This window comes from Bradyrhizobium sp. U87765 SZCCT0048, from assembly GCF_018131225.1.
Taxonomy (GTDB): Bacteria; Pseudomonadota; Alphaproteobacteria; order Rhizobiales; family Xanthobacteraceae; genus Bradyrhizobium_A.
Map to the genome: position 1 here is coordinate 1 of NZ_JAFCMM010000006.1, position 23914 is coordinate 23914.

Genomic DNA, 23914 nt, shown 5'->3' on the forward strand with positions numbered 1-23914 from the left:
CCTATGTCGTGACCGCGCTCGACAATGGCGGCGAACTGCTCACCGCCTACAAGGGCTCGCCGACCGACGGCATCAAGATCTTCACGCTGTCGCTCGATCCGACCAGCGCCCATGGCAGCTACAGCTTCCAGCTGCTCGGTCCGCTGGACGATGCGGCGAATTCGAACACGATCGGCCTGACCTTCAAGGTGCAGGCGGCAGATGCCGATGGCGACACCGTCAACACCACCTTCAACATCAACGTTCAGGACGACGTGCCGGTTGCCAATGGTGCGACCGACAGCACCATCCGCGAAGGCCATCTGCCGAACGGCAACGAGGGCAGCGATCCCTCGCAGCTGACCGCGACCGCGAGCCTCGGCGTCAGCTGGGGTGCGGACAACGGCGCGGCGCGCAGCCTCGCCTTCAACACCACCTCGGTCGGGCCGCTCCAGTTCCCCGATGTCACGATCAGGGACGCCAGTGGCGCCTTCCTCGGCACCTCGAAGGGCGATCTGCTCGTCTACACCGTCTCGACCACCGCGGACGGCCACCCGCTGCTGACCGCAACCGCCTATGGGTTGAACGGCACGCCGCGCACGGTGTTCACGATCGAGCTCGATCCGTCGGCGCCGAACGGCGCCTACAAGTTCACGCTGCTGGACGCGCTCGACGAGCGCGCGGGCGCGGGCAAAAACTCGCTGGACATCCAGGTCGGCTTCAAGGCGACCGACAGCGACGGCGACAGCGTGTCCAGCAAGCTGACGGTGCATGTCGTCGACGACGTGCCGGTGGCCGGCAAGCCCGATACCGTCACGCTCTATGAACAGGACCTGCCCACGGTCACCGGCGCGGCCGATCCGACACCGGCCGACGTCACGTCGCTGACCGGCTCGGTCGGCATTTCCTGGGGCGCCGACAACAGCACCAATTTCCCCGGCGAGCGTCAGCTCGCCTTCGCGATGTCCGGTCTCAACCCGGTCGTGACCGTCACCGACAGCGTGACCGGCACGGTCGCCAACCTGACGTCCGGTGGCCAGGCTGTGCACTATCTGGTGGTGCCGCTGCTCAACGGCGGCGCGCAGCTCATCGCCTACACCGGCTCGGTGTTCGGCGCCGGCAATGCCGCCAACCAGGTGTTCACGCTGACGCTCGATCCGGACGCGACCGCGAACGGCCAGTACACCTTCCAGCTGCTCGGCAAGCTCGACCACACCGGCGCGGGCGCCGACACGCTGTCGTTCAACTTCAAGGTCAACGCCACCGACAGCGACGGCGACACCGTCTCGACCAACATCGTCATCAATGTCGTCGACAACGTGCCGGCGACGCCGGATGGCGCGACGCTGTCGGTCGACGAGCATGGCCTGGTGAGCGGGACGGATATCATCGCGGTCGGCCACGTGTCGGCGCTCTCGGTCGGTGCCGACGGCTATTTCGGCGGTTCGCTCGCCAAGGCCATCGCCTTCACCACGCTGCCGACCGGCCTGACCATCGACAACGGCACCGCGGTGACCGTGACCCAGAACGGCAACGTCGTCACCGGCAAGGCGGGCAACGTGACGGTGTTCACGCTGACCATTGCTGCCGACGGCACCTACACTTATGACCAGAAGGTGGCGCTGTTCCACAACGGCACCGGCGCCGACGTCAAGCAGATCGATTTCGCCTTCACCATCAAGGACGGCGACGGCGACGTGTCGCAGCCGGCGACGGTGTCGGTGAAGATCACCGACGACGTGCCGGTCAATCCGGCAGGTGCGACGCTGTCGGTCAACGAGCATGGCCTTGTCGGCGCGACCGACATCATCGCGGTGTCGACCAATGCGCCGCTCAGCGCCGGCGCGGACGGCTTTTATGGCGGCTCGCTGTCGACCGCGATCAGCTTCACCGTGCTGCCTAGCGGGCTCACCATCGACAGCGGCGCTGCCGTGGTCGTGACCCAGAACGGCAATGTCGTCACCGGCACCGCCGGCGGCGTCACCGTGTTCACGCTGACCATTTCCGCCGACGGCACCTACACCTACGACCAGAAGGTGGCGCTGTTCCACAGCGGCACCGGCGCCGACGTCAAGCAGATCGACTTCGCCTTCACCATCAAGGACGGCGACGGCGACGTGTCGCAGCCGGCGACGGTGTCGGTAAAGGTCACCGACGACGTGCCGACCATCTCGGTGTCGAGCACGATCATCGTCGCCGACGAGACCCCGGGCGCGCAGCCCGGGACCAACGACGTCACCACCGCGGCTCCCGCGCTGCTGGCGGCGGCAGGCACCATCATCAACCTGGCGCAGTCGGCCGCCGGCTATGCCGCGATCAGCGGCGGCGCCGATGGCGTCAAGAGCGTTGCGCTGACCACCAGCACCGGCGCGGCGCTGGTCAACGTCGACAGCGGCCTGACCACGCTCGACGGCACCCATATCCTGCTGTCGAACGATGCCAACAACGCCAACCTCGTGCTCGGCAAGGCCAATGGCGTCACGGTGCTGGCGATCTTCGTCGATCCGGCCACCGGCACGGTGTCGGTCGCCGAGTACGGCGCCATCAAGCATCCCGACGGCAGCAATCCAAACGATGCAGTGTCGCTCGCCAATGTCGTCTACGTCTCGGTGACGGACGGCGACAACGATGTCGCGACCTCGGCGACGCCGCTGCATATCAATATCCTCGACGACGGCCCGACCATCGGCACGCCGGCGGGAACCGCTGTCGGCGAAGGGGATCTGACCACCCACGCCACGACATCGTCGCATGGCTCGCTGGGCATCAACTTCGGCACCGACGGCGCTGCTGCGGCCGGCGCGCCGGCCAACCCCGGCATCACCCAGACCATCAATTTCGACAATCTCGCCAACGGCGGCCTGACCAGCTTCTCGGTCGGCGACTTCAAGTTCACCACCAACCAGGGCATCGCCAACACCAGCGGCCATGCCGGCCAGCTCTACGGCACGCTGGTCACGATCAGCGATGCCGCGGGTCCGTTCACCCTCAGCAAGATCGACCTCGGTCTCTACGGCACCAGCAATAACCCGAGCTACGACAACATCACGCTGACCGCCTACGACGCCCACGGCAACGTGATCGGCACGCTGGTGGTCAATGTCGGGGCGACGGTGGGGCTCGGCTCGGCGCTGACCACCATCGATCTGTCGCACACCGTGCTCGACGGCCTGCAGATTTCCAAGCTGACGATCGTGCCGCAGCACGACAACAACGTGAACGGCTCGGTGGTCGTCGACAATGTCGTCGTCAACAGCGGCGCGTCGGCGGCGATCCCCGGCGCGGTGACGTTCTCGTCCTCCAGTGCCATCACCAACGTCCATATCGTCGACGATCAGGGCCACACGGTCGACGCCTCGACCCTGACCTCGCAGGGTCAGCAGGTGCACTATGTGCTGATCGACACCGCGACGCTGGTCGCCTACACCGGCGACACCGCGCCGACTTCGATCACCGGCGCCAATGTCGTGTTCTCGGTGGTGCTGTCGCAGAATGCGGCCAATCCGAATGGCGCCTATGACTTCACGCTGTCGAAGCCGCTCGACGATCTGCCGTCGGGGACCGTCTCCGACCTCAAGCTCAGCTTCGACTTCACCGCCAAGGACGGCGACGGCGACACCAAGGGCGGCCAGTTCACGGTCACCGTGCACGACGACGTGCCGACCGCGCACGATGTCAACGCCGCGATGTCGGAGAACGACACCAAGGTCATCACCCTGGTCGTGGGCACCGACTACGCGTTCGGTGCGGACAGCCATGGCGCGGCGATCACGCTCGGCACCGCGACGCTGGCCGGTACCCCGGCCGGCCTGACGCTGGGCATGCCGACCGTCACGCTCGGCGCCGACGGTCACACCATTACCATCGTGCCCGGCACCGCGTTCGACGCCCTCAATGTCGGCCAGCAGGTGACACTGCACATCCCCTTCACCGTCACGGACGGCGACGGCGACAGCGTCACCAAGGACATCGCGGTGGTGATCAACGGCGTCAACGATCCCGCCGTGATCTCCGGCACCATCACCGGCTCGGTGACGGAAGCGGGCGGCGTTAACAACGCCGACAATCCCAACCAGGTCGCCACCGGCACGCTGACCGCGACCGACGTCGACAATCCCGCCAACGTCTTCCAGGCGGTCGGCTGGACCAACACGACCTACGGCTCGTACACCGTCGATGCCAGCGGCCACTGGACTTATGGCGTCAACAACTCCAACACCACGGTCGCCGGCCTCAACATCGGCGACAAGCTGACCGACACCTTCACGGTGCTCAGCGCCGACGGCACGCCGCAGGTGATCACGATCACCATCAACGGCGCCAACGATGCGCCGACGACGTCGCCGGGCTTCCCCGACGGCGGCACCATCACCGAGTATGTCGCGACCAATCCGGCGGCCGGATCGTCGACCGACCGCACCTATTTCGACAGCGGCTACAACGGCGGCGGCTTCCACATCGCCGACACCGACTTCAACGACGCGCACACCGTTGCGGTGGCACTGCAGTCAACGACGGCGGCCAGTGTGATCGGCTCGGTCACGGCGGCGATCGGCACAGACACCGGCACGACGGGCTATGGCTTCGTCAACTGGAACTACCATGTCACCGATGCCGAGCTGAACCCACTGGCCGAAGGGCAGATTGTGACGGAGGTGTTCCGCATCACGGTGACCGACAGCCATGGTGCGTCGACCTACCGCGACATCACCATCACCCTGGTCGGCACCAACGATGCACCGACGCTGGTCAGCGCGACCACTACGGCGACGGGAACGCTTGACGAGTTGCCGAACGTCACCGGCTCGACCGCGACCGACCACGTCTCCGGCTCGATCGCATTTGCCGATCCCGACCTGATCGACACTCATGCCGCGACCGCGGGCGATCCGACCTTCACCTGGTCGGGCGGCACCCTGACGGGCGATCAGCTCGCCGCGCTGAAGGCCGCGAGCCTGCTCAATCTCGTGGTGCACGATGCCGTGACCCCGGGCAACGGCAACGTCGCCTGGACCTACAACGTCACCGACGGCGCGCTCGACTTCCTCGGCGCCGGCCAGACCCTGACGGTGACCTACAACGTCACGATCGACGATCACCATGGCGGCACCGTGGTGCAGCCGGTGACCGTGACCATCAATGGCGCCAATGAGCCGGCCGTGATCGCCGGCACCATCACCGGATCGGTGACGGAGGCGGGCGGCGTCAACAACGCCGACAATCCCAACCAGGTCGCCACCGGCACGCTGACCGCGGCCGATCCTGACGGCCCGACCAACGTCTTCCAGGCGGTCGGCTGGACCAACACGACCTATGGCTCGTACACCGTCGATGCCAGCGGCCACTGGACGTATGGCGTCAACAACTCCAACACCACGGTCGCCGGCCTCAACATCGGCGACAAGCTGACCGACACCTTCACGGTGCTCAGCGCCGACGGCACGCCGCAGGTGATCACGATCACCATCAACGGCGCCAACGATGCGCCGACGACGTCGCCGGGCTTCCCCGACGGCGGCACCATCACCGAGTATGTCGCGACCAATCCGGCGGCGGGATCGTCGACCGACCGCACCTATTTCGACAGCGGCTACAACGGCGGCGGCTTCCACATCGCTGACACCGACTTCAACGATGCGCACACCGTTGCGGTGGCACTGCAGTCGACGACCGCGAGCAGTGTGATCGGCTATGTCGATGCCTCGATCGGCACCGACACGGGCACGACGGGCTATGGTTTCGTCAACTGGAACTACCATGTCACCGACGCTCAGCTGAATCCGCTGGCCGAAGGGCAGATCGTGACGGAGGTGTTCCGCATCACGGTGACCGACAGCCATGGTGCGTCGACCTACCGCGACATCACCATCACCCTGGTCGGCACCAACGACGCGCCGACCGTCGTCACCGCGTCGACGTCGGCGGCGGGCTCGTTCGACGAGCAGGCGGGCGTCACCGGCTCGACCGCGACCGACCACGTCTCCGGCACCATCGCGTTAGCCGATCCGGATCTGATCGACACTCACGCCGCGACCGCCGGCGATCCGAGCTTCACCTGGTCGGGCGGCACCCTGACGGGCGATCAGCTCGCGGCGCTGAAGGCCGCGAGCCTGCTCAATCTCGTGGTGCACGATGCCGTGACCCCGGGCAACGGCAACGTCGCCTGGACCTACAATGTCACCGACGGCGCGCTCGACTTCCTGTCGGCCGGCCAGACCCTGACGGTGACCTACAATGTCACCATCGACGACCACCACGGCGGCACCGTGGTGCAGCCGGTGACCGTGACCATCAATGGCGCCAACGATGCGCCAATCATCACCTCTGGTGCATCCGCCACCGAGGCCGAGGGCACGGCGGCCAGCAACGTCGTCTACCAGATCACCGCGACGGACGCCGACGCCGGCAGCCATCTGACCTACTCGCTGAGCGGCAATGACGCGGCTGCGTTCAACGTCTCCGCCAACGGCGAGGTGACGTTCAAGAATGCGCCGAACTACCAGACGCAGAGCAGCTACAACATCATCGTCCATGCCAACGACGGCATCGCCGACACCACCAAGGCCGTGACGATCAACGTCACCAACGTCGCACCGGTGGCCAGCAACGACGGCTACACGGTGGCCGAGGACACGCTGCTGACGACGACGGCGGCGACCGGCGTGCTCGCCAATGACACCGACGCCGGCGGCGGGCCGCTCAATGCGGTGCTGGTGTCGGGGCCGAGTCATGCGTCGAGCTTCCATCTCAACGCGGATGGCTCGTTCACCTACCAGGCGGCGGCGGACTACGCCGGCGGCGACAGCTTCACCTACAAGGCCAACGACGGCACTGCCGACTCCAACGTCGTCACGGTCAATCTGACGGTGACGCCGGTGAGCGACGGTCCGGCGCCGCTGACCATCACCGACAGCACCCCGTCGACCGCACCGACCGTGGGCGACGTGCTGCAGGCCAATCTCGGCCACGACCGCGACGGCGATCCTGCCGCGGGCAGCGTGACCTACCAGTGGCTGCGCGACGGCCAGGCGATCACCAGCGCCACCGGCGCGACCTATACGCTGACGACCGACGACATCGGCAAGCACATCACGGTCAGCGCCCACTACATCGACGGTCAGGGCTTCACCAACGATCCGGTGAGCGACCCGACCGTCGCCGTGATCAGCAACAACGTCGCGCCGACGGTGACCGGCGGCACGTTCTCCGGCGCGGTGACGGAAGACGCCGGCCCGACCACGGGACCGGAGCTCGTCGTCGACGGCAACATGGAGGGCGCATGGACGCAGGGCGTGCCCACGGGCTGGACCGGCGCGCGCCCGGGCTACGTCACGGGCTCGATGTATGGCGTCCACTCCGGCAGCTTCTCGACGATCTTCTACGCCTATGACAGCTCCAACCCTGCCGCGACGCTGTCGCAGAACATCACGACGGTCTCCGGACAGAGCTACCTGATCGACTTCTGGGCCAAGGACACCAACGGTCTCGGCGTGATCTCCGTGGTGTGGAACGGCCAGACCGTTGCTGCCTACGGCATCAGCGGGCCGAATGCGCTCGGCACCAGTTATCACGAGTACCAGGTGATCGTGACCGGCACCGGCGGCAGCACGTCGCTGGCCTTCGCCGGCTCGACGGCTGGCACCAATACGGGCGACCAGATCTATCTCGACGACGTTTCCGTGAAGGCGGTGACGCCGAACACGACCCAGACGACCTCGGGCACCATCCACTTCAGCGATGATGCCACGGATACCCATACGGTGACGGTGACGCCGCAAGGCAGCGGCTATCTCGGCAACCTCACGGTCGGCACGGTCAACGAGACCAGCCAGCAGTTCAACTGGAACTTCTCGGTGGCGAATGCGGCGATCCAGTATCTCGCCGCGGGCCAGACGCTGACCCAGACCTACACGCTGGCGATCAACGACCAGCATGGCCACATCACCAACCAGACGGTGACGGTCACCCTCAACGGCATCAACGATGCCCCGGTGATCGATGGTGGCGCAACCACCGGCAGTGTCACCAGGCTTGCCGGTTCGGCGGCCTCGCTGCTGAGCAATGGCGATTTCGAGACGGGATCGCTCGGCGCCTGGACCAGCACGGCCACCAGCACGACGGGCGGTCTGCCCTATGCCGCGGTCGGCTCGGTCTTCAGCTTCCACAACGGCGACAACTACAATTACGAAGTCGGCGGCAACACGGCAGCGACGCTGTCGCAGACCGTCCACACCGTCGCCGGCCAGAGCTATCTCCTCGAATTCGACCTCGCGGGCTCCTACGGGCTTGCCGGCAATTCGTCGGTGAGCGTGTTGTGGAACAACGCCTCGCAAGGCGTTCTGACCAATATCGGCAACTCGGTCGGGCACTACCAGTATGTTCTCGCCGGAGACGGCGGCACCGATACGGTCGCGCTGCAGATCGTGAGCAACGGCCAGCTCGGCGGCATCGACGTCAATGACGTCAAGCTGACGCCGGCCGAGGTGGCGAAGGGCGCGATCAGCTTCCACGACGTCGACCTGACGGATACGGTCCACACGGTGTCGGTGACGCCGACCGGCTCGAATTATTACGGCACCTTCACGGCCACGGTCGACAACACCACCAACAAGGTGAACTGGACGTTCGTGGTCAAGGACGCCGATCTCGCCGGCCTTGGCACCGGCCAGCATGTCGACCAGACCTACACCATCGTCATCGACGATGGGCACGGCGGCACCGTCAGCCAGAACGTCACCGTCACCGTACAGGACTCGGACGTCGCGCCGGTCAACACGGTGCCGGCGGACCAGAGCGTCGCCAACAATGGCTCGCTGGTATTCTCGTCGGCCAATGGCGACGCGCTGTCGGTGTCCGACGTCGACAGCCCGACGCTGACGGTGACGCTCACCGTCGCGCATGGCACGCTGACGCTGCATCAGCTCACCGGGCTGTCGTTCTCGGCCGGCGACGGCACGTCCGACGCCACGATGACGTTCACCGGGTCCCAGAGCGCGATCAATGCGGCGCTCAACGGCCTGACCTATGCGCCGACGTCCGGCTATACCGGTCAGGACAGCCTGAAGATCGTCACCAGCGATGGTGGCCTCAGCGATACCGACACCGTCGGCATCACCGTCCAGCCGCCGCCGAACCACGCGCCGGTGATCACGTCGTCGGCGCAGACCGGCAGCATCACCGAGGATGCGTCCTACGTTGTCCAGACCGGCAATCTCGTCCTTAATGGCGATTTCGATCCATTCACGGCGCCGGACAACTCGTTCCACTGGTATTCGCTGGACTACTGGACCGTGGGCGGCGCGGGCAACGTCAGCGTGCTGGGCTCCGGCTACAACGGAACTGGCGGCGAAGCCTACTTCCTCGGCTCGCAGCTCACCACCCTCAGTCAGACCATCAACACCGTGGCCGGGCAGACCTATACGGTCTCGTTCTACGTGCTCGACGGCGGTGCGATGCATTCGGATTTCAGCAACGCCAACTTCACGGTCAGCGCAACGGGCAATCCGACGGGCGCAATTCCGGTCGTGATCGACTATTCCAATTATCACCAGTATACCTACCAGTTCGTTGCAACTGGAAGCAGCACGACGATTACGTTCGGTGCGAGCGGCATGGACTTCGGCAGCTTCCAGCTCGACCACATCTCGGTCAATGCATCGGGACCGCAGCCGACGCCTGGAACGGAAACGTCGAAGGGCACGATTACCTTCACTGACGCAGATGTCAGCGACAGCCACAGCATTCTGGTCACCCCGAAGGGCACCGGCTATCTCGGCTCGTTCACCACGTCGCTGGCGAATGACTCGGCCAATGGCGCCACCGGCAAGGTCAACTGGGGCTTCTCGGTTGCCGACAGCGCGATCCAGTCGCTCGGCGCCGGCCAGACGCTGACGCAGACCTACACCGTGACCATCAATGACGGCCATGGCGGCGTGACCTCGCAGGATGTCACGGTGACGCTCAACGGCGTCAACGATGCGCCGGTGCTCGACAGCTCGGTCGGCGTGTCGCTGGGCAGCCAGGCCAAGGGCAACGGTTCGCCCGGCTTGGGCTCCGGCACGCTGGTGTCGGCGCTGGTCGGCAACGGCACCGGGCCGAACAACGTCTCCGACGTCGACAGCGGCGCCAAGACCGGCATCGCCATCACCGGCACCACCGGCTCGGTCAGCGGCACCTGGTACTACACGACGAATGGCGGCGCGAACTGGTATGCGATGACGTCGCTCAGCGCCACCAACGCGCTGCTGCTGTCGGCCGACTCGCTGACCCGCCTCTACTTCAGGCCGAACGGCAGCTCGTCGACCGGCACCGTCGGCCTGACGTTCGCGGCCTGGGACCAGAGTTCGGGTTCGGTCAGTGGCCGTGGTGACACCACGGTCAATGGTGGCACCACTGCGTTCTCGACGACGACCGACACCGCGTCGCTGGTGATCGGGACCTCGTCGGGCACGTTCGCGTCGCTGACCACGGGCACCGACTCGGTGTTCTTCGCCAGCGGCACCAACACCGTGGTCGGCACGATCAACACCCAGACCACCGGTGCCAGCGCGACACAACTCAATTCGAGCGACAAGCTGATCGGCGCGGGGCAGGACACCCTGAACCTGGCCGCGAACAGCACCGGAGCAGGAACGAACTATTCATTCAACTTCGGCGCGATGTCGGCCTTCCAGGGCTTCTCGCAAGTCAATGTCATCGGGCCGAGCAACTCCAAGAACGTCAGCCTGGCGTTCGGCAACAGCAACGTACTCGGCGGCCAGATGCTCACCGTGAGCGGCTTCGCCCTGGCGAGTAACCTTGCCTTCGCGGCCGACGCCTCGGCGGTGACCAACGGCGGCGCGTTCACCTTCATCGCCAATGGCGGCACCAACACGCTCAAGGGCGGCAGCGGCAACGACACGTTCGTGTTTGCCAATGCGGCATTCTCGGCGAACGACGTGGTGTCCGGCGGCGCCGGCACCGACACGCTGAAGTTCAGCGATGCGGTCAACCAGACCGACGGGGCGTTCGCCAATGTCAGCAGCGTCGAAGCCATCGTGCTCGCCAACGCGGTCAATGTGCTGACGCTCGGCAGCTACGCCAGCGCGATGGTCGGCGGCGCTGGTCACACGCTGACGATCGACGACTCGGCGGCAACGGGAGCGCTGACGCTGAACGCGTCGGCGGTGACGGCCGATCTGGTGGTCAACACCGGTGCGGGCAACGACCACATCACCGGCGGCTCGGGCAACGACACCTTCAAGTTCACCAATGCCCACTTCGACGGCAACGACGTCATCGACGGTGGCGCCGGCACCGACACCATCCAGATCCTGGATGCGGCGTCGATCACCGACGCGGCATTCGCCAACAAGACGCACATCGAGAAGCTGGTGCTCGGCGATTTCGCCAACAGCGTCACGCTGGGTGCCAATGCCGAGGTGGAGATCCAGTCGGCGACCGGCAAGCTGCTGATCATCGACGACAGCGCCGCGACGGCGGGCCATGGCCTGACGCTGGACGCCTCGTCGACGGCGCTGTCGTCGAGCTCGCATCTGGCGATCTACGGCGGCGCGGGGGACGACATCGTCAAGCTGACCAGCGACCGCTTCAACATGGGTGATACCATCGACGGCGGTGCGGGTAACGACACCATCCAGATCGTCGGCACGGCGAATATTCTGGATGCCGGATTCGCCCATGTCAGCCACGTCGAGACCCTGCAGTTCGGCGCCGGCACCACCGACACCGTCACGCTCGGCGCCAACGCGACCACGGCGATCGGCACGGGAACGCTGACGGTCGACGCCCATACCGCGCTGTCGCTCACCCTCGATGCTTCGGGCGTCGATGCCACCTCGCATCTCAACGTGCTCGGCGGCACCGGCAACGACACCATCGTCGGCGGCAAGGGCGACGACGTCATCACCGGCGGCCTCGGCAACGACACGCTGACCGGCGGCCTTGGCGCCGACCGCTTCGTGTTCGCGGAGATGGGGACGGCGAACAAGGACACCATCCTCGACTACAGCGCGAGCCAGGGCGACACCATCGACCTCACCGCGCTGCTCGGCTCGAACACCGGTGTCACCAACGCCAACATCAACAACTACGTGCATCTGGCACAGAGCGGCAACGACATCACCGTGCAGGTCGATACCGCCGGCGGCGGCAACTTCTCCGGCGGCGCGCATGACGTGGTGACGCTGCACGGCTACGGCACCAGCGGCAACGACATCGTCAACATCGTGTTCCAGAACGCGCAGCACCAGATGGTCGCCTGACGGCGCTGCTCGGGACAAACGCCGATGGCCGGGCTTGCGCCCGGCCATTGTCATTTTGGAGGACGTTGCTCCGGCCGCGCTGGCCGTTGGCCCGGTGTCGTGTCGCCGGATGCGGGACGCGCGGGACTGCGGCCTTCGCCGCTATTGCCGCAGGGTGTTGGTCAATTCGCCGATGCCGTCGATGGCGACGGTGACGGTGCTGACCTCCGCCTTCATGGCGCCGACGCCGAGCGAGGTGCCGCAGCAGATGATGTCGCCGGGGTGCAGCGTCATGTCGCCGGAAATGCGGCTGACGAGTTCGGCGGCGCTGAAGATCATGTCGGCGATCGGGTAGTTCTGGCGCTCGGCGCCGTCGAGCACGGTGCGCACCACCAGCGCCGCCGGGTCGACGTCGGTCGCGATCGCCGGGCCGAACGGGCAGAAGCCGTCAAACCCCTTGGCGCGCGCCCACTGGGCGAAGGTGGCGTCGCGGGAGATGATGTCGGCGGCGGTGATGTCGTTGACGCAGGTATAGCCGAAGATGTGGGCGTCGGCGTCCGCGACGCTGACGTTGCTGCAGCTGCGGCCGATGACGATGGCGAGTTCGCCCTCATAGACGATCTTGCCGTCATAGGATGGCGGGCGGCCGACGGCGGCGTCGGGACCGGTGACGGACGAGGGGGCTTTCAGCAGGTACAGCGGCTCCCTGGGCTCGGCGACGCCAAGTTTGGCGGCGAGGGCGTGGAAGTTGTTCCACAGCGCGATCACCTTGGACGGCGTCGTAGGCGCCAGCAGCGTGACGTTCGAGCGGGGCAGCCGTGCACCGTTGGCCTGGGGGCTGTCGAACATGTCGCCGTGATGCACGGTGATGGTGTCGTCAGCCAGCGTGCCGAAACCGATGCTGTCGCCGTGGCGGAAGCGAACCCAGTGGGGCATGGGGCGTGTCCTCTCTAACGTGTCTTGTCTGCGGTGGGGGACGAACTGTCGCGTCGACAGCTGTAAGACCGTCACCCTGAGGCGGCCGTGCGAAGCATGGCCCTCGAAGGGCGACGGCCCGGGCCGCGCTGGGGCCGCATCCTTCGAGGCTCGCTGGCGCTCGCACCTCAGGATGACGGAGAGAGACCTGACGCGAGATGCTGCGACAGGGAGACGGCGTTCGCCTCAGTACAGCCCGGCCACCCTGGCCCGCTGCGCGGTCAGGGCCAGCACGGTGTCGATCGCCGGCGTCGGGATCTGCGTCAGCCGGCCCATTTCCTGGACCACGGTGACCAGTGGATCGATCTCCATCGGGCGGCCGCGCTCGAGGTCCTGCAGCATCGAGGTCTTGTGGGCGCCGACCTTGCGCGCGCCCTCGATGCGGCGCTCGACATCGACGCGGAATTTGACGCCGAAGCGCTCGGCGATGGCCTGGGCTTCCAGCATCATCGCCTTGGCGACCGCACGGGTGCCGGGATCGGAGGCGATGACGTCGAGGGTGGCGTGGGTCAGCGCGCTGATCGGATTGAAGCAGACATTGCCCCACAGCTTCAGCCAGATCTCGTCGCGGATGCGATCGAGCGCCGGCGCCTGCAGGCCGGCCCTGGCGAACATCTCCGACAGCCTGGTGACGTCGGCGGAGATTTCGCCGGACGGCTCGCCGATCGGGAAGCGGTCGCCATAGACATGGCGGATGACGCCGGGCGCCTCGAGTTCGGTGGCGGGATAGACGATGCAGCCGATGGCGCGCTGCGGTCCCAGTTCCTTCCACTGCCGGCCGCCGGGATCGATGCTCTCCAGCGTCGTGTTCTGGAATGCGTTGCCGTGCTTGTAGAAGTACCAGTAGGGGATGCCGTTGACGGCAGTGACGATGCGGGTGTGATCGCCGATCAGCGGCTTGATGGCGTCGAGCGCGCCGGTGATCGAATGCGCCTTCAGGCAGATGATGACATAGTCCTGCACGCCGAGTTCGGCGGCGTTGTCGGTACAGCGTGGCCGCACCACGCGGGTCTCGTCGCCGGCGAGCAGCTTGAGGCCGTGCTCGCGCATCGCGGCGAGATGGGCGCCGCGCGCCACCAGGCTGACGTCCGCGCCGGCTTCCGCGAGCTTGACGCCGAGATAGCCGCCGATCGCGCCGGCGCCGTAAATGCAGATCTTCATGATGTCCTACCGTCTTCGGATAGCGTGGGCGAAGTGATGGGCCGGGCGCGGCGCGTCCATGACCGGCCCGGCGGTTACGCCGCCGGGCGCTGTGTCAGGGGGCGCCTTGCCGGTCGCGTCAGGGCCGCGAGGCGGGGGCGGCGGTCGCTGCCGGCGCAATCGCGGCGGCGGGAACGAAGGCGTCGTCGGCGAGCAGCTCGAGATCGCGGATGCTGATGACGCCGATCAGGCTGTGCTCGTCGATCACCGGCAGGTGGCGGATGTGATGGTCGCGCATCAGGCCGCGGGCGTGGGCGAGCGTGTCGCTCGAGCTGCACGACACCAGCTGCTGCACCGAGATCAGGGTCGAAACCTTCATCGCAAGGCCTGCCGGGCCGTGCTCGGCGATCGCGCGCGCCACATCGCGCTCGGAGAACATGCCGACCGCGACATTGCCTTCGGTGCGGCAGACGTCCTTCACCACCAGCGCGCCGACGTTGTTGGCCCGCAGCAGCTCGGCGGCGATCGCCACCGTCTCGTTCATCCGCACCGTCGCAATCCGGGTGCCCTGACGAGTGCGCAGGATGTCACCGACTTTCATTTCAACCTCCCTCGTGTGGGCTGGCCATGGAGCCGGCCGGTTCAGTCCGACGGGTATGAGTATTGGTATACATTATACCAGAAGTCAATGCGAATTGGGCGGTGCCCGGTTTGTAATTTTGTCAAAAGGGAAGGGGCGGAGAGGCTGACGTTTTTACGGTAAGGCGCCCGCCGGGAATGTCGCGCCTTCTTCTCACAGTGCGAGTGTTTGGTGCCGAGGTGATTGCTTCAAATCCAGCGTCTTCGCAGGGCTCGACCCGGCGATGATGCGGCGTTTGCGGCAAGCGAGGCCCCAAACCACAAGTGCATCGGCAACGCGATCACCTCTCGGTCCTCGCCCCCGAATGCGAATGCCCGCGCGGGGGAGCGCGGGCATCGCGATGGCGGCGTCGGGGGAAGGCGCCGACTATCGCTTCAACAGGTCGACCAGCGTGGTGCCGAGGCGCGCGGGCGAGGGCGAGACGCGGATGCCGGCGTCTTCCATCGCCGTGATCTTGGACTCCGCATCGCCCTTGCCGCCGGAGACGATGGCGCCGGCATGGCCCATGCGGCGGCCGGGCGGCGCGGTGCGGCCGGCGATGAAGCCGACCATCGGCTTGCTGCGGCCGCGCTTTGCCTCGTCCTTGATGAACTGTGCGGCGTCCTCTTCCGCCGCGCCGCCGATCTCGCCGATCATCACGATCGACTCCGTCCGGGGATCGGCGAGGAACATCTCCAGCACGTCGATGAACTCGGTGCCCTTCACCGGATCGCCGCCGATGCCGACCGCGGAGGTCTGCCCGAGGCCGACCTGCGAGGTCTGGAACACCGCCTCATAGGTCAGCGTGCCCGAGCGCGACACCACGCCGACGCTGCCTCTTTTGAAGATGCTGCCGGGCATGATGCCGATCTTGCATTCGCCGGCGGTCATCAGGCCCGGACAGTTCGGCCCGACGAGGCGCGAGGCCGAGCCGTCGAGCGCGCGCTTGACGCGCACCATGTCCTTCACCGGAATGCCTTCGGTGATACACACGATCAGCGGCACCTCCGCGTCGATCGCCTCGCAGATCGCATCCGCCGCGCCCGGCGGCGGCACATAGATCACGCTGGCGTCGGCGCCGGTCGCCTCGCGCGCCTGCGCCACGGTGTCGAACACCGGCAGGCCGAGATGCGTGGAGCCGCCCTTGCCCGGCGAAGTGCCGCCGACCATCTTCGTCCCGTAGAGCATCGCCTGCTCGGAGTGGAAGGTGCCGTTCTTGCCGGTGAAGCCCTGGCAGATCACTTTGGTGTCGGCATCGATCAGGATCGACATTTACGCGGCCTCCTTGCGCACGGCGCGAACGATCTTTTGCGCCGCGTCGTCGAGATCGTCGGCGGAGACGACGTTGAGACGGGACTCGGCGATGAGCGTCTTGCCGCGTTCGACATTGGTGCCTTCGAGCCGCACCACCAGCGGAACTTTAAGTCCGACCTCACGCACCGCGGCGACCACGCCCTCGGCAATGACGTCGCAGCGCATGATGCCGCCAAAGATATTGACCAGAATGCCGCGCACGTTGGGATCGGCGGTGATGATCTTGAAGGCGGCGGCGACCTTGTCCCTGGTGGCGCCGCCACCGACGTCGAGGAAGTTCGCCGGCGTGCCGCCATAGAGCTTGATGATGTCCATGGTCGCCATGGCAAGGCCAGCGCCGTTGACCATGCAGCCGATCTCGCCATCGAGGGCGATGTAATTGAGATCGTATTTCGACGCCTCGATCTCCTTGTCGTCCTCCTCGGAGAGGTCGCGCAGCCGCAGCACGTCGGGATGGCGGTAGAGCGCATTGGAATCGAAGCTGACCTTGGCGTCGAGGCAGCGCAACTCGCCCTGTTTCGTCAGCACCAGCGGATTGATCTCGAGCATCGCCATGTCCTTGGCGACGAAGGCCGCATAGAGCTGCAGCGTCAACCGCTCGGCCTGCCTCGCAAGATCGTCGGTGAGGCCGAGGGCGGTCGCGACCTTGCGGCCGTGATGTCCCATCACGCCGGTCGCGGGATCGATGGAGAAAGTCACGATCTTTTCGGGCGCGTTGTGCGCGACCTCCTCGATGTCCATGCCGCCTTCGGTCGAGACCACGAACGCGACGCGCGAGGTGGCGCGGTCGACCAGCATCGACAGGTAGAACTCCCTCGCGATGTCGGAGCCGTCCTCGATGTAGAGACGGTTGACCTGCTTGCCCTGCGGCCCGGTCTGCACCGTCACGAGCGTGTGGTGGAGCATCTCGCTTGCGAACGCGCCGACCTCGGCCACCGAGCGCGCGATGCGGACGCCGCCCTTCGCGCCGGCGGGCAACTCCTTGAACGCGCCCTTGCCGCGGCCGCCGGCATGGATCTGCGACTTCACCACATAGACCGGGCCGGGCAGCGTGCGCGCCGCGGCCACTGCTTCATCGGCGGTGAAGGCCGCGACGCCCGGGGATACCGGCGCGCCGAACTCCTTCAGGATCGCCTTGCCCTGGTACTCGTGAATGTTCATGCGTTCGCTCCCTCCGCTTGCTGCTGTTGTCCGCGCCGGCGCGCGCACGCGGCGCGACCAGAGCGACAATTGGCATTGTGTATTTTGTATACCAGAATGCAAGATGGCGCGGCTGTCAAGCCGCGCGGGGGAGGCAGGTGATGGGCCGCGTCTTGCATCGGCTGTGGGCCCAGGGGGCTCATGGTCACGGGCAGTCCTGCTGACATGTCCGTCACGGCACAACGCGCCGGAGGGCCTCATGGTTCGAGACGCGCGTCGCTGCCGCGCTCCTCACCATGAGGAGGAAGGTCGCTCCGCCTCACGGCGTCATTCCGGGACGTCGCGAAGCGACGGACCCGGAAGCTCGGCCTTTGGTCTTGCTGAGCGTTCGAGATTCGGTTCGCCGCGCTTGCGGCGTCGGGAATGACGAGCGGTGAACGTCTCGCGGGAGCATCAAGCAACGCCAGCATCATGAGCCGGACCCCGACAAAAAAAGCGCGCACCTTTCGGTGCGCGCCTGTCGCAAGGGGCGGCGGGATCAGGGGATCCGCCGCGACGACGATCGTCTTCAGGCGATCTTCGCCTTCTGCACGCTGCTCTCGGTGGCGGCCGCGTCCTGGTGGCCGTGGATGAAGGCCGCGCGTACCGGCTTGATCACGAACACCGCGAGCAGCGCCGCGGTGGCGTTGAGCGCCACCGCGATCACGAACACCGACTGCCAGCCCCATGTCGCCGCCGCGACGCTGGCGAGCGGCACCAGCAGCGATGCGGTGCCCTTGGCGGTGTAGAGCATGCCGGCGTTGGTGGTGGCGAATTTCGATCCGAACGTGTCGCCGCACGTCGCCGGGAACAGGCTGTAGATCTCGCCGAACACCGCGAAGTACACCGCCGTCGCCAGCACGAACACCACCGGGTTCTGGCCGTAGGTGGCGAGTGTCAGCAGCATCACGGCCGCCGTGCCGAACGCGATGAACATGGTGTTCTCGCGGCCGATGTTGTCCGACACCCAGCCGAAGAACGGCCGGCCGAAGCCGTCGAAGATGCGGTCGAGCGAGATCGCGAAGGTCAGTGCCGCCATCTGGAAGCCTAGAAGACTGACCGGCACGGAGGCGATCTTGTAGTCATGGGCGATCGGGGCGATCTGCGCCGCGGTCATGAGGCCGCCGGAGGCGACCATCACGAACACGATGTAGAGCAGCCAGAACACCGGCTTGCGCAGCACCTGGGAGGGCATGAAGTCGACCTTGCTCTGCGGCAGGTTGAGCTTCTTCTTGTTCACCGCCACCGCGCGGGACGGCGGCCGCAGGAACAGCGCCAGCACGAACACGATCACGCCCTGGCCGATGCCGAAGGTCAGGAATGCCTGCTGATAGCCGCTGCTGGCGATCATCGTGGCGATCGGCACCACGGTGATCGCGGCGCCGGCGCCGAAGCCTGCGGCGGTCGCACCCGCGGCGAGGCCGCGGCGATCGGGAAACCACTTCAGCGCGTTGCCGACACAGGTGCCGTACACCGAGCCGGCGCCGATGCCGGCGACGACTGCGGCCGCATAGAGCACCGGCAGGGAGGACGCGACGGAGTTGAGCACCCAGGCCAGCGTGATCATCACCGCGCCGAACATGATCACCACGCGCGGGCCATAGCGATCGACGAACCAGGCTTCGACGGGCACCAGCCAGGTCTCGGTCACGACGAAGATCGTGAAGGCGAACTGGATGGCGGCGCGTCCCCAGTGATACTTGGCGTCGATGGGGTCGACGAACAGCGTCCATCCGTATTGCAGGTTGGCGATCATCGCCATGCAGACGATGCCCATCGCAAGTTGAAGCCAGCGGAATCCACCGCCTTCAACGGGCACGGGTGCCGATTGCTGGTTGAGAGTCATGCTTCCTCCGGTGCGCGTGTTTGATTGTGGCTTTGAAGCCGAGCGCTGCCGACGTAAAGACTGGTATACTATATTCCAATTTGCAAGCGGGTTTTGGCCGATGGTGTCCGTCGCCGTGGCGGCGGTGTCGGGATGCCGGCCGTCTCCGCGGCATCGGCGTCCGTGTGCCTGTGCAAAAAAAAGCCCCGAAAGTTCGGGGCTTTTAAAGTCAGGGAAGAAAATCGGAACAATCAGGCCGAATAACCCGCGGCTCGGCCGCGCGTTGCAGTAATATTGGTATACGATATACCAAAAAGCAAGGCGCGTTTTTGAGGACGGGCTGGGTCAAGAAAAAGGCCCCGGAAAACCGGGGCCCGAGTATGAGACGTGCCCAGGGAGGAGAAAGGCCGTCTCGGGAGGAAACTGGATGCCGGCGCAGGCCGGCGGATCAGCATCAAGCCCTTCTCAGGGCTGTGCTAATCGGTGGCCTCAGAGGCCGAAATAGGGCACGTCGCCATTGCGCGCCGAGATCAGCGCGACGCGGTCGAGGGCGGTCTCGATCAGGGTGATGAAGCGGCCGAACAGGCTCTGCGAGGGCAGGCGGCCGAGCGAGGTCGTGTTGGTCATCGCGGTATTCCCGTGTGTTGGCGTGGCCGGTCGGTCCGGCGTCATGGGACTGATTTAATGTATACCAGATGCCACATCAACCTGCGTTTCTGCATGGCAGCATGCATCTGTTGCGATGCGATATGCTGCGGCCGGCCGGCCGGACCCGTCTCCCCGGAGCCCGTCATGCACGTTGGGCACGGTTCGGTCAGGGCCGCGTCGGCGTCGCCGCCCGCACCGCGTCCGCCACCTGCCGGCGCAGCCATTGGCTGGCGGGGTCGGCCTCGGCCTGGGCATGCCAGTACAGGAACAGGTCGAACGGCTGGGTCGCCAGCGGGAAGCGCTGGAGCTGCAGCGGCAGCACCTCGGCGAGGATGCGCGCCACCGGCGTCGTCAGCGTGCACAGCATGTCGCTGCGGGCGACGACGCGCGCGGCGGCGAAATAGTGCTGGCAGCGCAGGCGAACGTTGCGCTGATGGCCTTCGCGGCCGAGTTCGAGATCTTCCAGCGCCTGGCCGCGGCGGCGCGCCGACACCATGACATGGTCCTCACCGAGATAGCGCGGCAGGGTCAGCCGCTTGCCGACGCGGGGATGATCGCGGCGCGCCAGCACTGCGAGCGGCTCGCCGGCGAGGCGTTCGCGCTGCACGGCGTGGGGCAGCGGCAGCAGCACGTCGACAGCCGCATCGATGGTGCCGGCGGACAATTCCATCTCGAGCTCGCGCCGGCTGACCTTGACGACGGCGAGATCGACATGGGGCGCGGCCGTCCGGATACGTGTGGCGAGCTCCGGCAGCAGCCATGTTTCCAGCAGGTCGCGCATGCCGATGGTGAAGCCGCGCCGCGCCGTCGCCGGCTGGAAACCGCCGGCGTCGGCGAGGGTGCCGCGCAGGCTCTGGATCGCCTGCCGCACCGGGCCGATCATGCGCCGCGCCGCCGGCGTCGGCGCGAGGCTGCGGCCCTGGCGTGTGAACAGCGGATCGCCGAGCTGCTGACGCAGCCGTGCCAGGGCGTGGCTGATCGCCGGCTGGGTCAGGTTCAGCCGCCGCGCCGCGGCGGTGACGCCGCCCTCGCTGTAGATGGCGTCGAACACCAGGAAGAGGTTGAGGTCGATCCGCGATAGATGCATCACATTGATGGCTCGGCATGCGATCAATTCATTTGAGGAATGGTAGGCGACCGCCTAGGTTTGCTCAAGCTCGCCGGTTCGCCGTCTCACTGGCTCGTCGTCCCGAAGGAATGTCCCGATGTCCGACACCAGTGTCGCCGAAGCCTTCCTGGTCCAGCGCGATGCGCTGGCGCAATCGCGCTGGCACGACATCGTGCGGCCGGCCGATCTCGCCGAGGGCGAGGTCGAGCTGCGGCAGCTACGCTTCGCGCTCACCGCCAACAACATCACCTACGCCAGGTTCGGCGACGCCATCCAGTACTGGCGCTTCTTCCCGATCGACGAGACGCGGGACAAGGGCTGGGGCCAGATCCCCGTGTGGGGCATCGGCGAGGTCGCGCGCTCGCGCCATCCTCAGCTTGCCGAGGGCGAACGGGTGTATGGCTATTTCCCGATGGCGAGCCATCTCGTGGTGACGCCGGAGCCGGTGCGCGCCGCGGGCTTCGTCGACGCCAAAGCCCATCGCGCGGAGCTGCCGCGCACCTACAACGAATATGCCCGGCTCGACCACGACCGCGGCTATGACCCGGCGCGCGCAGACCAGCATCTGGTGCTGCGGCCGCTGTTCGCGCTGTCGTTCTTCCTCGCCGCGCACCTGCAGGATGCGAACTGCTTCGGCGCACGGCAGATCATCATCTCCAGCGCGTCGAGCAAGACGGCGATGGGCCTCGCCTTCCTGCTGGCGCAGCACAAGCCGGCGGACGTGCGCATCGTCGGCCTGACGTCGCCGGGCAATGCCGCGTTCGTTGCCCGCGCCGGCGCCTACGACGACGTCGTGACCTACGATGCCATCACGACGCTGCCGGCGGATGCGCGCGCCGTGGTCGTCGACATCGCCGGCGATCACAAGGTGCTGGCGGCGGTGCACCGCCATCTCGGCGACACCATCGCTCAGAGCATTCGCGTCGGCGCCACCCATTGGGACAGCGCGGCGGCGAACGAGGTGCTGCCGGGGCCGGCGCCGCAATGGTTCTTCACGCCCGACCATATCGTGCGTCGCCGCAGCGAATGGGGCGCCGACCTGCTGCGCACGCGGATGGCTGCGGCGTGGGGCGCGTTCGTCGTCGACACCGACCGCTGGCTGCGCATCGGCCATGGCGTCGGCCGCAGTGCGATCGAGGCCGCCTACGCGGAGGTGCTGGCGGGCGGCGTGCCGCCGGAGATGGCGCACACGCTGTCGTTCACGCAAACGGCCTGACGCTCAGGCCGTGGGCGAGGGCGTCATCCGCAGCAGCGCGGCGCGCAGCGCAAGCACGAGGGCGATCGCCGCCAGCGCCGCGGTGGCATAGCGCAGCGTCGTCAGGCCGGGCGCGATCGCGACGATCATGATCACCGTATGGGCGATCGCCGGTGCGTGAACGACGCGCGCGGCCAGGATCACCGCGGCGGCCGCGCCCACGGCGAGCGGAATGGCGATGATGGCCGCGAGCGGCAGGCTGGCGCCGAGGCCGCCCGCGATCAGGCAGACGAGATGGGCGAGCACCACCGCGCGCGGACGCGCGGCGGGCGCTTGTGGCGCGGCGAGCACCACCAGCGCGGCGGCGGCGACCGGCGCCGGCAGCGCCGGAAAGCCGGCGAGCATGCCGATCTGCCAGGCCCCGAGGGTCGCCAGCGCGCCGCCGACGGCGGCGATCACTGGTGTGACGCGGTCCTGCAGAGGCGAAAGCATTGGTGGGTTCATGATGCGGCGTCGCCGTGGACGACCCCCACCGGCACGCGCGGGAAGTCGAGCTGCGGCCGCGCCACATGGTTGAACAGGTTCGAGAACTGGTTCAGCGCGACATGGGCGACCATCTCGGCGAGTGCGGCGTCGCTCCAGCCGGCGGCGCGCACCGCGGCGAGGCGCTCGTCGCTGACATGGCCGCGCTGCTCGACGACATCGCGCACGAAGGCGAGAGCGGCGTCCGTCGCAGCGTCCTGCGAATGGGCGCGGCGGGTGAGGGCGAGCTCGTCCGCGGACAGGCCGATCTTGCCGCCGCGGAAGCTGTGGGCCGAGACGCAGTATTCACAGCCGTTCAATTCGGCGACCAGCAGCGCGATGCGCTCGCGCATCCTGGTATCGAGCACGGCGGTGGGGCCGACCAGCGCGGCGCGGAAGTCGAGATAGCCGGCGAGCGCGGCGGGGCCGTTGGCCATCGCCTTGTAGAGGTTTGGCAGCCGTCCGAGTTGCTTCTCGGTGGCTTCGAGCAGCGGCTGCACGGCGGCATCGGCGGTGGCTGCGTCGAGCATGGCGAAGCGGGGTGACATGGTCGGGGTCCTTTCGATGTGCCTGTCAGGAAATGTGGCCGGCGAGCAGCGTCGCGGCGATGCGCCTGGCGGCGTCGGCGGCGGTCGCGCTCTGCTCGCGCACGGCGGTAACGATGGCGCCGTCGAGCAGCAGCATCAGCGCGCGCGCCAGTTCATTGCGCCGTGACGCGTCGGCGATGCCGGCCTCATGCAGATAGCTTGCGATCATCGCGGTGACCGCGCGCTTGTGCTCGGCGGCAGCGCGGTGCACGGCGCTGTCGCCCTGCGCCACCTCGGCGATGGAATTGGAGAACGCGCAGCCACGAAACGACGGATCCTCGAAACGCTCGCGGATGGCATCGAAGATCGCCAGCGGCCGCGCCCGCGGCGTGGGCGCGAGGCGCGCCACGGTGGCGGCGAGCCAGGCGCGCCAGGCGACGTCGCGCTCGCGAATGAAGGCGAGCGCCAGATCATCCTTGGACGGGAAGTGACGATAGAACGTCGCCTTGGCGACGCCGCTCTCGGCGATCAGGCGGTCGACGCCGATGCTGCGGATGCCGTGGCGATAGAACAGCGCTTCTGCGGTTTGCAGGATGCGGGTGCGGGGATCGGTGGCGCTGTCGGGTATGCTCATGAACCGG

At 66.9% G+C, this 23914-nt stretch carries 13 protein-coding genes; 2 read left to right on the plus strand and 11 right to left on the minus strand.

What is annotated here, in order from left to right; genetic code table 11:
• Positions 1 to 8: 8 nt before the first annotated feature.
• A complete protein-coding gene (locus JQ639_RS30225) occupies positions 9 to 12242 on the plus strand; it encodes a T1SS-143 repeat domain-containing protein (RefSeq protein WP_211975092.1) in 12234 nt (4077 codons plus the stop codon).
• A 141-nt stretch (positions 12243 to 12383) separates the two neighbouring features.
• On the opposite strand, the gene JQ639_RS30230 is transcribed toward JQ639_RS30225, so the two are convergent.
• The 8 genes from JQ639_RS30230 to JQ639_RS30265 all read right to left on the minus strand — a co-directional run bounded on the left by JQ639_RS30230 (position 12384) and on the right by JQ639_RS30265 (position 21008).
• Positions 12384 to 13157 carry a fumarylacetoacetate hydrolase family protein gene (locus JQ639_RS30230; protein WP_211963326.1) on the minus strand — a complete coding sequence of 258 codons (774 nt, stop codon included), beginning with the start codon at positions 13155 to 13157 and terminating at the stop codon, positions 12384 to 12386.
• Between the two features lie 225 nt (positions 13158 to 13382).
• Positions 13383 to 14357 carry a 2-dehydropantoate 2-reductase gene (locus JQ639_RS30235; RefSeq protein ID WP_211963328.1) on the minus strand — a complete coding sequence of 325 codons (975 nt, stop codon included), beginning with the start codon at positions 14355 to 14357 and terminating at the stop codon, positions 13383 to 13385.
• Between the two features lie 118 nt (positions 14358 to 14475).
• Positions 14476 to 14937, minus strand: coding sequence for a CBS domain-containing protein (locus JQ639_RS30240; protein WP_211963330.1), 462 nt, complete (start codon positions 14935 to 14937; stop codon positions 14476 to 14478).
• Positions 14938 to 15342: 405 nt separating this feature from the next.
• On the minus strand, positions 15343 to 16227 hold the full coding sequence (gene sucD / locus JQ639_RS30245) for a succinate--CoA ligase subunit alpha (protein WP_211963332.1): 885 nt from the start codon (positions 16225 to 16227) through the stop codon (positions 15343 to 15345).
• The gene (gene sucC, locus JQ639_RS30250; RefSeq protein ID WP_211963336.1) at positions 16228 to 17430 is read right to left on the minus strand and encodes an ADP-forming succinate--CoA ligase subunit beta; all 1203 of its coding nucleotides are present in this window, start codon (positions 17428 to 17430) and stop codon (positions 16228 to 16230) included.
• A 547-nt stretch (positions 17431 to 17977) separates the two neighbouring features.
• Positions 17978 to 19294 carry an oxalate/formate MFS antiporter gene (oxlT, locus tag JQ639_RS30255; RefSeq protein ID WP_211963338.1) on the minus strand — a complete coding sequence of 439 codons (1317 nt, stop codon included), beginning with the start codon at positions 19292 to 19294 and terminating at the stop codon, positions 17978 to 17980.
• Between the two features lie 468 nt (positions 19295 to 19762).
• A complete protein-coding gene (locus JQ639_RS30260) occupies positions 19763 to 19900 on the minus strand; it encodes a hypothetical protein (RefSeq protein WP_211963340.1) in 138 nt (45 codons plus the stop codon).
• 187 nt (positions 19901 to 20087) lie between these two features.
• Entirely contained in the window at positions 20088 to 21008 is a 921-nt protein-coding gene (locus JQ639_RS30265) for a LysR family transcriptional regulator (protein ID WP_211963342.1), read from the minus strand.
• 118 nt (positions 21009 to 21126) lie between these two features.
• Here JQ639_RS30265 and JQ639_RS30270 point away from each other — a divergent pair, with 118 nt between their 5' ends.
• Entirely contained in the window at positions 21127 to 22245 is a 1119-nt protein-coding gene (locus JQ639_RS30270) for a DUF2855 family protein (protein ID WP_211963344.1), read from the plus strand.
• 3 nt (positions 22246 to 22248) lie between these two features.
• Here the strand turns inward: JQ639_RS30270 and JQ639_RS30275 are convergent, their stop codons facing one another.
• The 3 genes from JQ639_RS30275 to JQ639_RS30285 are packed head-to-tail and all read right to left on the minus strand — an operon-like array spanning position 22249 to position 23907.
• Positions 22249 to 22716 (minus strand): HPP family protein, encoded by a 468-nt coding sequence (locus JQ639_RS30275; protein WP_211963346.1) that lies wholly within the window; start codon positions 22714 to 22716, stop codon positions 22249 to 22251.
• Between the two features lie 8 nt (positions 22717 to 22724).
• Complete coding sequence (locus tag JQ639_RS30280; RefSeq protein ID WP_249122857.1) at positions 22725 to 23294, minus strand: carboxymuconolactone decarboxylase family protein; 570 nt, start codon at positions 23292 to 23294, stop codon at positions 22725 to 22727.
• Between the two features lie 25 nt (positions 23295 to 23319).
• The gene (locus JQ639_RS30285) at positions 23320 to 23907 is read right to left on the minus strand and encodes a TetR/AcrR family transcriptional regulator (RefSeq protein WP_211963348.1); all 588 of its coding nucleotides are present in this window, start codon (positions 23905 to 23907) and stop codon (positions 23320 to 23322) included.
• Positions 23908 to 23914: the final 7 nt, after the last annotated feature.